Consider the following 13,218-nt stretch of genomic DNA (forward strand, 5'->3'; position numbering starts at 1 on the left):
CTTCTGCCGAGAACGCGCCATCGCTCCGGTTGCCCGGCCCGATCAGCCCCGTCTTCAGCGATAGTACCGCGGCGGTCCCGTTCACGCAGCGACCGCAGTCGCCGCCGGGAAGTCCGCCCGAGCGGTCCGTGGCGTCTAGAGCCGGCGAACCGTCCTGTCAACCGTCGATCCGGCTGACACATCCGAGACACCGAGGACAGCGATCGTCCGATCCAGTCGCCCGGATCAGCCGTGCCGCCAAAACAGTCCCGAAGACCTCAAGACCACCGTGCCACCCAGTGGGTGGGCCGCGGCGCCCCGTCGGTGAGGTGCTTCTACGAGCCCCCAACCCCGGCGTCAATCGAAAAATCCAGAAAAGTGCGAGAAACGCCGCTGGCGGCCCTTCTGGTGCAATCGAAGGGCGTTTGGCGGTTCGGGCGCACGCCCTCAGGCGCGCGTGCCCCAACGCTGACCCATGCGGCTCGCGCCAGCGGCGTCGGCACCGATCGCCGGGCCGCTGGCGCGGGCGGGGCGATGCTGCGATTCCGGTGCTTCCGTGCGCGATGCGATCAGGTCGGGCACCTCGGCCATCACCTCGGTGCCGCGGCCTTGCGCGAACTGGCCGGCCTTGCGGAAGGGCCAGAGATAGCCGGGCACCACCGCTTCGACCGCAGTCGGGACGATGCCGAGCCCCTCGATCGTGCGCCCCTCGAACTTGGCGGCTTCCGAGACGACGTTGTCGCTCTGAAGCAGCGTGACCTGATCGCGGGTGAGCTTGAGGCTCGGCGGAAGCAGCCCGAAGGTGAGCGTGTCGACGATCTCCAGCACGCGGGCTTGGAGCCGAGCCGCAGGCTCGGGCAGATCGATCACCGCGCGACGGCGCATGATCACCTCGAGCATGTAGCGCACGAAATATTCGAGCGTGTTCACCTCGGGCCCGCCGAGTTCATAGGCCGCGCCCGGCTTCGCGTCTCCATCGACCGCGCGAGCGATGGCCTCGGCGACGTCGCCGACGAAGACCGGCTGGAACCGCGATTGCGCGCCGGCCAGCGGCAGCACCGGCAGGAAGGTCGCGAGCCCGGCGAAGCGGTTGAAGAAGCCGTCGCCGGGGCCGAACACCAGGGAGGGACGGAAGATCACCGCCTCCGGGCTGGCGCGGCGCACCTCCGCTTCGCCGAGCGCCTTGGAGCGGGCATAGAGCGAGGGCGAGGCTTCGTCGGCGCCGATGGCCGAGACGTGGATCACTTTTGCCCCCACTGCCGCGGCGGCGCGGGCGATGGTGCCGGCGCCTTCGGTCTGCAGGGTCGAGAAGCGCTGGCTGCCCTGCTCCTGCAGGATGCCGACGAGGTTGATGACGATGTCCGAGTGCTCGACCGCGCGGCGGACGGACTCGGGATAGCGGAGGTTCGCCTGCACGGCGACGATCTGGCCGACCTTGCCGAGCGGCTGAAGGAACAGCGCGAGGTCGGGCCGGCGCACGGCGACGCGGATGCGGTAGCCGCGCTTGGCCAGGGCCCGCACCACGTGGCGTCCGAGGAAGCCGGAGCCGCCGAACACGGTCACGAGCTGCGATTGCGGGCGCAGCGGCGCGCCGTCGTTGCCGGGTCCGGTGCTGGGGCTGGTCATGGCCGACGAAAAACCTCTCTCGCGGAACACCGCGAGACCGGCATCACGGGCCGGCCGCGCGGCCGACGGGCCACGGACGGGACCCTCGGCAGCACGCTCCTTAGACCAGTTTCAGGGCGGAGGGCAGTCGGTAGCGGGGACGAAATCGGCGAAGTCTCACGCATCCGTGCATCCCGCGCCGAAGCGGCCCTCCGCCAGGAAGCGCAGCGTCTCGGCCTGGACGCGGGGCGCGCGCATCATGGTCGGGTGGGCCACCGGCAGGACGCGGTGGTCGGCCATGCCGTCGAGCCGGGTGCGGGCGACGGTAACGCGGCCGTCGTTCGGCCCCCGCAGCCAGAGCCGCGAGGCGAGCAGGTAGAAGCTGCGGCTGCCGGCGATGATGCCGAGGGGATAGTCGACGACCCCGAGGCGTGCTTCGAGCGCCGCATCGCGTCGCGTGACGAGTTCGAGGCCGGCCGGGCCGAAGATGCGGCGATAGAGGGTCAGGCGGCGCAGGGCGTCGGCGACTTCACTCCCCTGGTTCGGCGGCCCGAGCATCACCACCCGCCCGAGATTTTTTGGGCGATGGCGGCCGAGCAGCACGCGGGCGACGAGGCCGCCCATGGAATGGGTGACGACGTGGAGCCGGGCGCAGTCGCTCGCGAAGGCCGCGACCGCGGGGGCGATGGCCTCGGTGCAGCCGGCGAGGTCGGCCTTGCGGGCCGGATAGCCGAGATTGAGCGTGCGGTAGCCGGCAGCCGCGAGACGCCGTTCCATCGGGCGCATCGAGGCCGGGCGCCGGGCGATGCCGTGCAGCAGGAGGACGCCCTCGCGGGCGGGGTCGGTGGCGGTCACGCTAAAGCATCGGCCCGAAAGGTGGATACCGGCTTTTCAGAGAAAGCCGATGCGGCACAGCAACTTAGACAATTGTCCTGGATTTCGTATCCAGGACGATTGTCTAGACGGTGGATCGCCGCGCCGGCCCGCGTCAAGGGCGGCGCTCTTCCAGGCGCGGCGCCCCGCGCCAGATCGGGGATGGGGTGAGCGGGGGTATGCGTGAGCGAGGGGGGCATCGGACGGGCGGTCGCGCTCTACGCGGCGCTCTACGGCGGATACGGCGCGCTCTCGCCGTTCCTGCCGGCCACACTCGCCGCGCGCGGGTTCGCGGCGTCTCAGATCGGCACGCTGCTCGCCGCGGCGATGCTGGTGCGGCTCGTCGTCGGCCCGCCGACCGGGCGGCTCGCGGACCGGTACGCTGCCGTGCGGGGTTTCCTGGCGTTCGGCCTCGCGGCCTCGAGCGGGCTGACCCTGGGGCTGCTCGCGGGCGACGGGCTCGCCCTGCTGGTCGTCCTCGTGCTGATCCATGCGGCGACGAGCGCGGCGCTGAGCCCGCTCGCCGACGCGCTCGTGCTGTCGAGCCGGAGCGGTGCGGTCTACGGGCGCATCCGCGGCGCCGGCTCGGCCGCCTTCATCGCGACGACCGTGCTGACCGGATGGCTCGTCGGGCGCTTCGGCAACGGAGCGGGGCTCACCGCCTGCGCCGTCCTGTTCGGGGGCGCCGCGCTGGTGACGCTGGGATTCGCGCCGGGTGCGCCCGCCCCGATGCGGGGCGATGCGGGCGGCGTTCGCGCGCTCCTCGCCAACGGCCCCTTCCGCCGCCTCGTCCTCGCCGCCGCCCTGGTGATCGGCGCGCATGCCATGCACGACGCCTTCGCGGTGATCGCCTGGACCGGGGCCGGGATCGGCGCCAGCGCCGCTGGCCTGCTCTGGGCGGAGGCGGTGGCCGCGGAAGTTCTGGTGTTTCTCTGGCTCGGGCCGCGGCTGCTCGGCCGGATCGGACCAGCCCGCGCGCTCGAACTCGCGGCACTCGCCGGGGCGTTGCGCTGGGCGGTGCAGGCGCAGACGACGTGGCTGCCGGCGCTCGTCGCGATCCAGGCGCTGCACGGGCTGACCTTCGCGCTCCTGCACCTCGCCTGCCTGCGGATTCTCACGCGCGCGGTGCCGGAGGGGCTGCGCGCCACCGCGCTCACCGTCTACGGGAGCTTGGGCCTCGGGCTCGCCTCGGCGCTGGCGACGCTCGCCGCCGGCCCGCTCTACGGAGGCTTGGGGCTGCCGGCGTTCTGGTTCATGAGCGGATTGAGCCTCCTGGCGGTGCCGGTCGCGCAGCGGCTGCGGCCCGACAGTCGCCAGAACGAGGTGGGACATATATAGAACGAGCGTTCGAAGACCCGTGATGCCATGCCCGCCGTCGCCGACATCCTGATCCCGCTGGCGCTCGACACCGCCTATAGCTACGCGGTGCCGCACGGCCTGACGCTCGCCGCCGGCGACGTGGTTCAGGTGCCGCTCGGGCCCCGCGAGACCATCGGCGTGGTCTGGGGCGTCGAGGAGCGGGCCTCTGGGGGCAATCTCCGGCCGGTGACGGGGCGGGTCGAGGCCCCTCCCCTGTCCGAGCCTTTGCGCAAGCTGGTCGATTGGCTCGCCCGCTACACCCTGGCGCCGAAGGGCTCGGCGCTCGCCATGGCTTTGCGCCTGCCCGACGAGGCGGCGCAGCGCGAGACCTCGCGCATCGGCGTGCGTGCTTCCGGCCGCCCGGCATCCCGGCCGACGACGGCGCGGGGCAAGGTGCTGGCGGTCGCCGCGGACGGGGCGGTGCGGGGCAAGAGCGCGCTCGCCAAGGAGGCGGGGGTGTCGCTGAGCGTCGTCGATGGGCTGATCGACGACGGGGCCCTGGAGGCGGTGGCCCTGGTGCCGGAGCCGGTGGCCCTGCCGCCCGATCCGGATCATCCGCGTGTGCCGCTGTCGGAGGCGCAGGCGGAAGCGGCGCGCGATCTCATCGCCGCCCCCTCCCCTTCCCCGGCCGAGACCGGAGGGACGATCCTTCTCGAAGGCGTCACCGGCTCGGGAAAAACCGAGGTCTATTTCGAGGCGGTGGCCGAGTGCGTGCGCGACGGGCGCCAAGCCCTGGTGCTGATGCCGGAGATCGCGCTGACGGCGCAGTTCCTCGACCGGTTCGCCGGCCGCTTCGGCGTCCGCCCGGCGACGTGGCACTCCGGGATCGGGGGAAAACGGCGCGAGCGCATCCGCGCGGGCGTGGCCTCGGGCGAGGTGTCGGTGGTGGTGGGTGCCCGCTCGGCGCTGTTCCTGCCCTTCGCGCGGCTCGGCCTGATCGTGGTCGATGAGGAGCACGAGAGCGCCTACAAGCAGGAGGACGGGGTCCATTACCACGCCCGCGACATGGCGGTGGTGCGCGGGCGCTTTGAGCGCTGCCCGGTGGTGCTCGCCTCGGCCACGCCCTCGATCGAATCGCGGGTGAACGCTCAGAGCGGGCGCTACCGCCACGTCTCGCTCCCCGGCCGCTTCGGCGGGCGCCCGCTGCCGGACATCAAGGCGATCGACATGCGCCTCGACAAGCCGGAGGTCGGCCGCTTCCTCTCGCCGCCGATGGTCAACGCCGTGAAGGCGACGCTGGCGGCGGGCGAGCAGGCGCTGCTGTTCCTCAACCGCCGCGGCTACGCGCCGCTGACGCTCTGCCGCGCCTGCGGCCACCGCTACCAGTGCCGCAACTGCTCGACCTGGCTCGTCGAGCACCGCTTCCGCCGGGCGCTGGTCTGCCATCAATGCGGCTATGCCGAGCGCAAGCCCGAAGCCTGCACCGAGTGCGGCGCCTTCGACCACCTCACCCCCTGCGGTCCGGGCGTCGAGCGCATCGCCGAGGAGGCGGCGGAGCTGTTTCCCGACAAGCGCATCGTCGTGCTGTCGAGCGACTTTCCCGGCGGGGCCGAGCGGCTGCGCCAGGAACTGGAGACGGTGGCGGCGGGCGAATGCGACATCGTCATCGGCACGCAGCTGGTCGCCAAGGGCCACAATTTCCCGCACCTGACGCTGGTCGGCGTGCTGGATGCCGATATCGGCCTCACCACCGGCGACCCGCGGGCGGCGGAGCGGACGTTTCAGCTTCTCCAGCAGGTGACGGGGCGCGCGGGGCGCGGCGAGCGACCGGGGCGGGCCCTGGTCCAGACCTACCAGCCCGATCATCCGGTCATCGCCGCCCTGCTCTCGGGCGATGCCGAGCGCTTCTACGAGGAGGAGATTTCCGCCCGCGAGGCGGCGGGGCTGCCGCCGTTCGGGCGGCTCGCGGCGCTGATCGTGTCGGGCGAGGAGCGCGAGAAGGCCGAGGCGCACGGGCAGGCGCTGGCGCGGGTCGCCGACCCGCCGCCGGGCGTCATGGTGCTGGGGCCGGCGGAAGCCCCGCTGGCTCTGGTGCGCGGACGCTGGCGGTTTCGCCTGCTCGTGAAGACCGAGCGCGGCATCGACGTGCAGAGCTACCTGCGCGACTGGCTGGCGCGAGGGCCCAAGCCCCGGGGTAATCTCAAGGTCGCAATCGACGTGGACCCGCAGAGTTTCCTATAAGCGGCCTCCCGCGCGGCCGGTGCGGGTCTCCTGCGCCGGCGCCATTTCGAGGAGCGCCGCGCCTTGCTGACCTACGAGAAGAAGCCCGATTCCGCGATCGCCGAGATCGTCGTCGACGGCAAGATTTCCGACGAGGAGATGAACGCGGTCATGACCGCGATGAAGGCCGACCTCGACAAGGGCGGCAAGCTCAAGCTGTTGGAGGACGTGCGCGCCTTCGAGGGCATGGAGCCGGCGGCCTTTTTCAAGGACCCGCGGTTCGGCCTCTCGATGATGAAGGGCGTGAGCCACGTGGCCCTCGTCACCGACGCGACCTGGCTGCGCGCGGTGGCCGAAACCTTCGGCTTCGTCTCGCCGGTGCAGATCAAGGTGTTCGAGCGCGCCCGGATCGCCGAGGCGCGCGCTTGGTTGGAGGCGGGCGTCTAAGGCTTTTGCCGAGTTGCGCGGAATAGGACCGATGGTCCTGCTCCGCGCGTCCGGCGGACGACCGCCGCCCCGCCCTCGTGGGGGCCATCGATGATGATGCTCATCATCATCGATGGATGCTGAAGATGCGGGCGGATCACTCCGCCTGCGCGGTGCGGACGGTGTGGCGGCGGGCGGTCCAGCGGCCGGTGCAGAGGCCGCCCGAAACGCGCCACGTGCCGGAGCCGCCGCGCACCTGAAGCCGGCCCGAGGCGGTGCCGTTGGCCGCCGCCGTCGCGACGGTGAGGCCGACGCTACCATCGCTCCCGACCCGGCCCGACACCGTGGTGCCGTTGGTCGCCGCGGTGGTGATCGGGCGAACCTGACCGTCCTGAACGCTCAGGGTGTAGCTGTACTGCGCCTCGCACAGCCCGCCTTCCGTCACCAGCTGGACCGACCACGTGCCGTCGAACCCGCCCGCGACGGCCGGAGAGGCGAGCAGGGCGGCCAGGGCGGTCGTCAGAGCGAGCTTGGACATGCGTCATCCGGTGCAGCGACGAGGGTAAGGTGACCGGATGCGCCGTCGCTCGCGCTCCGAACCGTCGATCCGTGAGATGCCCGCACCATAAGAGAACAAGAGGCGAGAATATGACGGCAGCCCATGGCAGGGTTGCCGATATAGCGCGCCTCGTCGTGGAACTTTTTACGCGCAAGTCGCGCGGAAGTTCCGCCGATGCGCTCGTTCCGAGGTATTTGTGTTGAAGCTTGAGCGCCCGGCTCGGATATAAACTTGCATGACCGAGGAGGTATGGGCGCTCCGTGTCGGCTGGGGCAAGGACAGTGCAGGAGCCTGCGGCGGGTGACGATCGCGCTTCCCGCGACTTGTCATCGAGCAAAAGGATGCCGCCGTGACGGCGGCATCCGGAACAGTTTCATTTCGAGAAATATACGGACCGGTCGACCTATGGCGCCGACACCGGGAACATCGAAGTTCATCGAACGGTCATCGGCCCCGAGGGGACGCCCGTCTTCGACTTCGATGTCGTGAATTGAAGAAGGATCAGGCCGAAGGCTCGGACAGCCGGGCCCGGTGTCGGTCGAGGGCGTCCCGCAGGAGCGGCATGAAGGCCGAGGCGGCGTCGAGCCCGGCCACAGCCCGAACCAGGCGGTCGAGGGCCTGCATCTGCGCGGCGAGACCCTGGATCGGGGCGAGATAGGCCCAGATCGCCTCGTCCGCCGCGCCGACATCGGCGGGCGGCGCGCTGGCGAGCAGAGTGGAGAACACGTCGAGGGTCGATTCCAGGCTCGCCACGGCTGATCCCCTCGTTGAATGAAGAGGAACTCCCGGCCACGGGCGGCCGGGAGCGGGTCGATGCGGTCAGTGCGAGCGAGGGCCGTCGTTCTTGCCGGATTCGCTGCCGCGGTGGTGGCGGTCCTGCTCGCCGCCGCCGCCGGAGACGTTTGCGTGCGATCCGCTGGTCGAAGCGCCCGGTTGCGGTCCCCGGTCCTCCGTCGGGTCCGGCCGGTCGGAGCGCTGGTGGCTGCTGCCGGGGCCGCCATGGTGCCGGTTCGCGGCGGGCGTCTTGCTGGACGTGCTCATGCGCGTCGTTCTCCTGAAGCGATCAGGCCCGGTGGGGCCCGGTAGGGCTCAGCGATCCTGCTGGTGGCCCTGATGGGTCGTGTTGACCTTGGAATTGCCCGCCTGCCCGGTCTTGTCCGGGTCGTTGGGAGCCGTCTTCGTGGTGTCCTTCGGCGCGGCCTCGGCGCTGCCGGGACCCTTGTCGGAGCGGTTGGCCGGCGGAACCGGCGGCGGCTTGGTCGACATCGTGCGTCTCCTTGTTCGGGATCGAAGGCTCAGCGGTGGCGGGGGCCGTTGAGGAGGCTCGCGGCGGCGAAGCCCATGCCGGCCACGACCGCGGCGGTCGTGAGCGGATGCAGGCTTGCGCGGGTGTAGAGGCTGCGGCGCATGACGTATCCGGGATGCCCGCCCTTCACGTTGCCGCCTTCGCGGGGAGCGTAGAGGGCGCCGTCGCGGTGGGTGGCCGGCTTGTCCTGCAATTGCTGGCCGATCATCGTGCGCCCGATCCGATCGAACGTGCGCGGCGCCACCGCCTGCGCGGCGCTCATGATCCGGCCGGCGCCGCCGACATAGATGTCACGGCGCGGGTTCTCGGCCGCGTGAAGGATCGCCTCCGCCACCTCCTCGGTGCGGTAGACCGGCGGCGGGAGCTTGGGGGCCCGGCCGGTGTAGTTCTTGGCGTTCTCGGCGAACGGCGTGTCGATGGCCGCGGGCTTGATCAGCGTCACGGCGACGTCGGCGCCCTCCTCCTCCAGCTCGATGCGCAGGGCATCGGTGAAGCCTTTGATGGCGTGCTTGCTGGCGCAGTACATGCCCTGGAGCGGGAAGGCGACGTCGGAGGCGACCGAGCCGAGATTGATCAGCGTGCCGCGGCTCCGCTTCAGATGCGGCAGGCTCGCCAGGGAGCCGTGGACGAGGCCCCAGAAATTGGTCTCGAACAGCCGGCGGTGATCCTCGAGCGAGACCTCCTCGATCCGCCCGAAGATCGAGAGGCCGGCATCGTTCACCCAGGTGTCGATGCGGCCGAACCGGTCGATCGTCGCCCGCGCCAGGGCCTCGACCTGGGCGCGGTCGGTGACGTCGGTGACGATGGGGAGCGCCTCGCCGCCGGCTTGCTCGATCTCATGGCGAATCTCGGTCAGCGCCCCCGCGTTGCGGGCAGCGAGCACAATCTTGGCGCCGCGCTCCGCGGCCATCCGGGCGCTGGCGAGCCCGATGCCGCTCGATGCGCCGGTGATGACGACGACCTGCCGGTCGAGCGGCTTCTTGCTCGGCATGGGTCTCTCCTGGTTTTTTGGGATTCTCGCGTCGGCGAGGTGCCGGTTCGTCGGGGTGAACCCCGTCGGGAACGGCGCAGTTTCCGGACGTCTCAGCCCGGCCAGGCGTCGAGGATTTCGGCGACCGGCGCCGTCTCGATCTGGGTGCCGAAACGCGAGTGGTACAGGAACATCATCGCGTCGTAGGTCGGATCGGCGGAGGAGCAGACGGCGTCGCAGGCGACGATCACCCGGTAGCCGCGATCGACCGCGCCCATCACGGTGGCGAGCACGCAGACATCCGTCTCGCCGCCGGTGACGATCAGGGTGTCGATTCCCTCCCCCGCAAGGATCGCCTGGAGGTCGGGCTCCATCCAGGGCGAGTAGGCGCGCTTGTCGACCACCTTGGCCGGCGGGGCGAAACGGGTGAGTTCCGGCAGGAGATCGACCATCTCGGGGCCGAGCGCACCGAGCGTCATTCCCTCCCAGCGCTCGTAGTAGCGCCGCCACGTGCCTCGGCCCTCCTCGGCGCGGTGGGGCGGAACGAACCGCGTGAACACGGTCCGCTCCGGATGCGCCGCGCAGAGGCGTTCGAGATTGGGCAGGATCTTGCGCAGCCAGGGCGTGTGCCAGTCGGTCTCTTCCGAGAACAAAAGCTGGGCATCGACGCAGACATGCGCCGCCCGGTGCCCGATGCTGCCGAACTTCAGGCCGTCGTCGCCCGCCATGGTCTTTGCCCTGAATGATGCCGGTTTCTTGGGGTGCCGGAACGATCAGGTCGGGTGGAACACCACCTTCACGCAACCGTCCTTCTTGTCCCGGAACGTCTTGTAGAGGTCCGGGCCGTCGGCGAGGTCGGTCGAGCGGTGGGTGATCAGGGAGGCGGTGTCGAACTTGCCCTGCTGGATCAGCTTGGTCAGCGGATCGAGGTAGCGCTTCACGTGGGTCTGGCCGCTTTTCAGCGTCAGGCCCTTCTGCACGATCGAGCCCATATTGACCGGGATCGGCCCGCCATAGACGCCGGGAACCGAGACGATGCCGCAGGGGCGCACCGCCTTGATCGCCTCGGTGAGCGCGTAGGGGCGCTCGGTCGAGGTCAGCTTCTCCTGAAGCGTCGAGATCACGCTGGAGAGGCCGTGGCCGGCGGACGCTTCCATGCCGACGCAATCGATCACCGCGTCCGCACCCTCGCCCTTGCTGATCTCCTTGATGCGCTCGAACACGTCGTCCTGCGCGTAGTCGATGATGTCGGTCGCGCCGTATTTCCGCGCGAGGGACAAGCGCTCCGGCACGGTGTCGATGGCGATGATGCGCTCGGCGCCCATGATCTTGGCCGACTGGATCGCGAACAGGCCGACGGGCCCTGCGCCCCACACGGCGATGATCTCGCCTCCTTGGATCTCGCAATGTTCGGCGCCCTGCCAGCCGGTCGGCAGGATGTCGGTGAGGAACAGGACCGATTCGTCGTCCATGCCGTCCGGCACCTTCATCGGCGCGACGTCGGCCATGGGGACGCGGACATACTCGGCCTGTCCGCCCCAGTAGCCGCCGGTGATGTGCGAGTAGCCGAACAGGCCGGCGGTGGTGAAGCCGAACTGCGCCGCCGCCATCTCGGCGTTGCGGTTCGAGCGCTGGCAGACCGACCAGTTGCCGAGCTTACATTGGCGGCACTCGCCGCAATTGATGTTGAAGGGCACGACGATGCGGTCGCCCTTCTTGAATTTGGTGAAGCCCGGCGCGGTCTCGACCACCTCGCCCATGAATTCGTGGCCGAGCACGTCGCCCGACTTCATGGTGGGCATCTGCCCGTCCATCAGGTGGAGATCCGAGCCGCAGATCGCGCAGGAGGTCACCTTGATGATGACGTCGCGGGAATCCTCGATGGTCGGGTCCGGCACCGTATCGCAGCGGATGTCGCCCTTGCCGTGCCAGCACAACGCCTTCATGGACCATCCTTCCCCGGATCGAGCCGTCACCCCGAAGGGCTGTCGCGGCGGGAACCCCGGGCGCGTACGGCCAAGTTCCTCGGCAAGTTTTTCGGCGAGTTTCTCGGCAGGTTCCTTTGCAGGTTCCCTGGGTCGCGTTCCCCAGGTCAGGATCTGCCGGGAAGGCTCAGGCCGAGGTTTCGGGCGCGAGGCGCCGGCCGGCCCGCGTGACGATCCAGACCGTGGCGATGGCTACGCACACGCCCCAGCCGACCTCGACGACCCGCGAGCCGGCCATGCGCTCGACCGGACCGACATGGGGCACGAGCAGGATGATGGTGGCGGTGATGCCGGCGAGCCGGCAGGCGCTCGCGACGTTGACGAGCCAGCAGGCGAGCGTTGCGAGCACCACCGCGGCGGCGTAGGCCCACAGCGAGGGCCCGAGGCCGAGATAGGCCGAGAGCCCGACCCCGCCGCCGATCGCCGCCCCGGTGAACTGGTCGCGCGCCGTCGTGCGGGTGGCACCGAACTCGGTCTGGGCCACCGCGACCGCGGTGATCGCGGCCCAGAATCCCTCACGCAGGCCGAGGATCTGCGTCGGGACGTAGGCCGCGACCGCCGCGAAGGCCGACATCAGGCCGTGGGCGAGGCCGCGCGAGAAGCGGCGGCGCAGCGGCAGGCGCTTGGTGAGCCGCACGACCTGTCCGCGCAGCCAACGGATGCGTCCGACATCGCGGTCGACCTGGCGGTCGGCCCGGCGGGTCGCCGCACGGTCCGCTTCCTGCACCACCTTGTCCGCGGCGATCTCCGCCGTTTCCTCGTCGACCGCCCGCGCGTCCATCGATCCCTCGCCCCCGCCACTTGCGGAATCGGCTCACCTGGCTCGAACGCCGTTCCCCCCGCGTCGTTGCCGTGCGAAACCGATCGGGAAACGGCGGGGCGGGGAAAGTACGCTTGCCCTGGCAGGCCCATCCCCAATCAAGCCAAGCGAGGCCGGGCGACGGACAGGTCGTGATCGTCATGCGCGGCCTTCGGACACCGGTCGGTCCGTGGCTCAGGCCCTGTCGACGAGACGGCCGCCCTCACGACGGCCGGTTCGATCGCCACCGTGTCGGCCACGGCCCGCCTCCGAAGGGTCGAACGACCGTTCCAGCTCCTCCGTCAACCTCGTGGGCCGGCACGCCGATCCTCTGACCGGGAGGGGTAAGATAGCCGATTCTCACCGGCGCTTCTGAGAGCTCCGTTCACACCTGCGGGACCATCGCCCTCCATGGCATTTCGAGATGGCGACGGCCCGCAGGTTCCAAAGGATCAACGTGAGCCCGTCTTCGTCTTCTGAAATTCTTCCTTTGCGATCTGAACGATCTTGCGATTGCGAAACTCTTCTGATTCTAAATAATTCTTCAAGACATCGGCTAGGTCGTTGCCGATATGCGCTTTTGCATGAACGGAAATCTCTTCGGCTGACGGCTCTCGACCGAGGATAATTCTAAAACACGCGGCGATATCCGATAGGGTTGCCTTCACGCTCTGCCCCCTGTGGTCATCGAAGGGGTAAAAGCAGATTTTGCGTCGCAGCGAAATGGCCGTGCGTCTCAAAAATCGCAACGGTATCGGTCTTTCCGACCGCCTCCGTAAAAAAATGGCCCCGCCACGGCCGAGCCGAGCGGGGCGCCTTCCGGGTGGGCGGAAGTCTCGCCCGTCAGTTGTTGCCGCCGCTGGCGCCGCCGCCGCTGCCCTGGGGGACCGAGCGGGCCGGCTGGTTGGCGTTGCCGCCGACCGCGGAGTCCGACTGGAACGTGTCGGCCCCGGTCGCGCCGAACGGAACGGTCACGTTCGCGTCGCCGCCGGTGTTGTTCTGGCCGCGGGCGATGGTGCCGGTGGTCGCCGGCTCGTCGAGGGGCAGCGGATAGGCCGTCTGCGCCAGGGCAGGCGCGGAGAAGGCCATGACGCCCAGAAGGGCGAGGCTGAACTTGGTCATCGTCGATCCTGAGACAGTTGTTTTCACCTCAACGGTGGACAGCCGGCAAATATCCCCCCGGTCCCGGCACATGAT

At 69.9% G+C, this 13,218-nt stretch carries 14 protein-coding genes; 3 read left to right on the forward strand and 11 right to left on the reverse strand.

The genetic code is table 11. The annotated features are described in order from the left end of the window. Positions 1-426 precede the first annotated feature (426 nt). Positions 427-1,605: a complex I NDUFA9 subunit family protein gene (locus tag BM140_RS12905; RefSeq protein WP_091946621.1), complete on the reverse strand. Its 1,179-nt coding sequence runs from the start codon at positions 1,603-1,605 to the stop codon at positions 427-429. A 156-nt stretch (positions 1,606-1,761) separates the two neighbouring features. Then, entirely contained in the window at positions 1,762-2,370 is a 609-nt protein-coding gene (locus tag BM140_RS12910) for an alpha/beta hydrolase (protein ID WP_244535429.1), read from the reverse strand. Between the two features lie 270 nt (positions 2,371-2,640). On the opposite strand from BM140_RS12910, the gene BM140_RS12915 reads away from it, so the two are divergent. From BM140_RS12915 to BM140_RS12925, 3 genes are all read left to right on the forward strand, one after another. Further along, complete coding sequence (locus BM140_RS12915) at positions 2,641-3,795, forward strand: MFS transporter (protein WP_091946627.1); 1,155 nt, start codon at positions 2,641-2,643, stop codon at positions 3,793-3,795. A gap of 27 nt (positions 3,796-3,822) precedes the next feature. After that, the gene (locus BM140_RS12920; protein WP_091946629.1) at positions 3,823-5,997 is read left to right on the forward strand and encodes a primosomal protein N'; all 2,175 of its coding nucleotides are present in this window, start codon (positions 3,823-3,825) and stop codon (positions 5,995-5,997) included. Positions 5,998-6,060: 63 nt separating this feature from the next. Beyond that, positions 6,061-6,423: a SpoIIAA family protein gene (locus tag BM140_RS12925; RefSeq protein WP_056242302.1), complete on the forward strand. Its 363-nt coding sequence runs from the start codon at positions 6,061-6,063 to the stop codon at positions 6,421-6,423. Between the two features lie 136 nt (positions 6,424-6,559). On the opposite strand, the gene BM140_RS12930 is transcribed toward BM140_RS12925, so the two are convergent. From BM140_RS12930 to BM140_RS12970, 9 genes are all read right to left on the reverse strand, one after another. Beyond that, the gene (locus BM140_RS12930) at positions 6,560-6,940 is read right to left on the reverse strand and encodes a hypothetical protein (protein WP_091946631.1); all 381 of its coding nucleotides are present in this window, start codon (positions 6,938-6,940) and stop codon (positions 6,560-6,562) included. A 522-nt stretch (positions 6,941-7,462) separates the two neighbouring features. Further along, the gene (locus tag BM140_RS12935; protein WP_091946633.1) at positions 7,463-7,714 is read right to left on the reverse strand and encodes a hypothetical protein; all 252 of its coding nucleotides are present in this window, start codon (positions 7,712-7,714) and stop codon (positions 7,463-7,465) included. Positions 7,715-7,780: 66 nt separating this feature from the next. Beyond that, the gene (locus BM140_RS12940) at positions 7,781-8,002 is read right to left on the reverse strand and encodes a hypothetical protein (RefSeq protein ID WP_091946635.1); all 222 of its coding nucleotides are present in this window, start codon (positions 8,000-8,002) and stop codon (positions 7,781-7,783) included. A 48-nt stretch (positions 8,003-8,050) separates the two neighbouring features. After that, positions 8,051-8,227, reverse strand: coding sequence for a hypothetical protein (locus tag BM140_RS25875; protein ID WP_091946637.1), 177 nt, complete (start codon positions 8,225-8,227; stop codon positions 8,051-8,053). A gap of 29 nt (positions 8,228-8,256) precedes the next feature. After that, a complete protein-coding gene (locus tag BM140_RS12950; RefSeq protein ID WP_091946639.1) occupies positions 8,257-9,258 on the reverse strand; it encodes an SDR family oxidoreductase in 1,002 nt (333 codons plus the stop codon). Between the two features lie 92 nt (positions 9,259-9,350). Further along, on the reverse strand, positions 9,351-9,965 hold the full coding sequence (locus tag BM140_RS12955) for a cysteine hydrolase family protein (protein ID WP_091946641.1): 615 nt from the start codon (positions 9,963-9,965) through the stop codon (positions 9,351-9,353). 45 nt (positions 9,966-10,010) lie between these two features. Next, entirely contained in the window at positions 10,011-11,183 is a 1,173-nt protein-coding gene (locus BM140_RS12960; protein ID WP_091946645.1) for a zinc-dependent alcohol dehydrogenase, read from the reverse strand. Between the two features lie 166 nt (positions 11,184-11,349). Continuing rightward, positions 11,350-12,003, reverse strand: coding sequence for an FUSC family protein (locus BM140_RS12965; protein WP_091946648.1), 654 nt, complete (start codon positions 12,001-12,003; stop codon positions 11,350-11,352). A gap of 861 nt (positions 12,004-12,864) precedes the next feature. Beyond that, a complete protein-coding gene (locus BM140_RS12970) occupies positions 12,865-13,143 on the reverse strand; it encodes a hypothetical protein (protein WP_244535416.1) in 279 nt (92 codons plus the stop codon). Positions 13,144-13,218 lie beyond the last annotated feature (75 nt).

Origin of the sequence: Methylorubrum salsuginis, assembly GCF_900114375.1 — a bacterium.
Taxonomy (GTDB): Bacteria; Pseudomonadota; Alphaproteobacteria; order Rhizobiales; family Beijerinckiaceae; genus Methylobacterium; species Methylobacterium salsuginis.

What these genes read in the sequence shown, in the direction of transcription:
- BM140_RS12970 (WP_244535416.1), bottom strand. Translation starts at nt 13,143, where the DNA reads ATGACCAAGTTCAGCCTCGCCCTTCTGGGCGTCATGGCCTTCTCCGCG.
- BM140_RS12940 (WP_091946635.1), bottom strand. Translation starts at nt 8,002, where the DNA reads ATGAGCACGTCCAGCAAGACGCCCGCCGCGAACCGGCACCATGGCGGC.
- BM140_RS12930 (WP_091946631.1), bottom strand. Translation starts at nt 6,940, where the DNA reads ATGTCCAAGCTCGCTCTGACGACCGCCCTGGCCGCCCTGCTCGCCTCT.
- BM140_RS12965 (WP_091946648.1), bottom strand. Translation starts at nt 12,003, where the DNA reads ATGGACGCGCGGGCGGTCGACGAGGAAACGGCGGAGATCGCCGCGGAC.
- BM140_RS12960 (WP_091946645.1), bottom strand. Translation starts at nt 11,183, where the DNA reads ATGAAGGCGTTGTGCTGGCACGGCAAGGGCGACATCCGCTGCGATACG.
- BM140_RS12920 (WP_091946629.1), top strand. Translation starts at nt 3,823, where the DNA reads ATGCCCGCCGTCGCCGACATCCTGATCCCGCTGGCGCTCGACACCGCC.
- BM140_RS25875 (WP_091946637.1), bottom strand. Translation starts at nt 8,227, where the DNA reads ATGTCGACCAAGCCGCCGCCGGTTCCGCCGGCCAACCGCTCCGACAAG.
- BM140_RS12950 (WP_091946639.1), bottom strand. Translation starts at nt 9,258, where the DNA reads ATGCCGAGCAAGAAGCCGCTCGACCGGCAGGTCGTCGTCATCACCGGC.
- BM140_RS12905 (WP_091946621.1), bottom strand. Translation starts at nt 1,605, where the DNA reads ATGACCAGCCCCAGCACCGGACCCGGCAACGACGGCGCGCCGCTGCGC.
- BM140_RS12955 (WP_091946641.1), bottom strand. Translation starts at nt 9,965, where the DNA reads ATGGCGGGCGACGACGGCCTGAAGTTCGGCAGCATCGGGCACCGGGCG.
- BM140_RS12910 (WP_244535429.1), bottom strand. Translation starts at nt 2,370, where the DNA reads ATGCGCCCGATGGAACGGCGTCTCGCGGCTGCCGGCTACCGCACGCTC.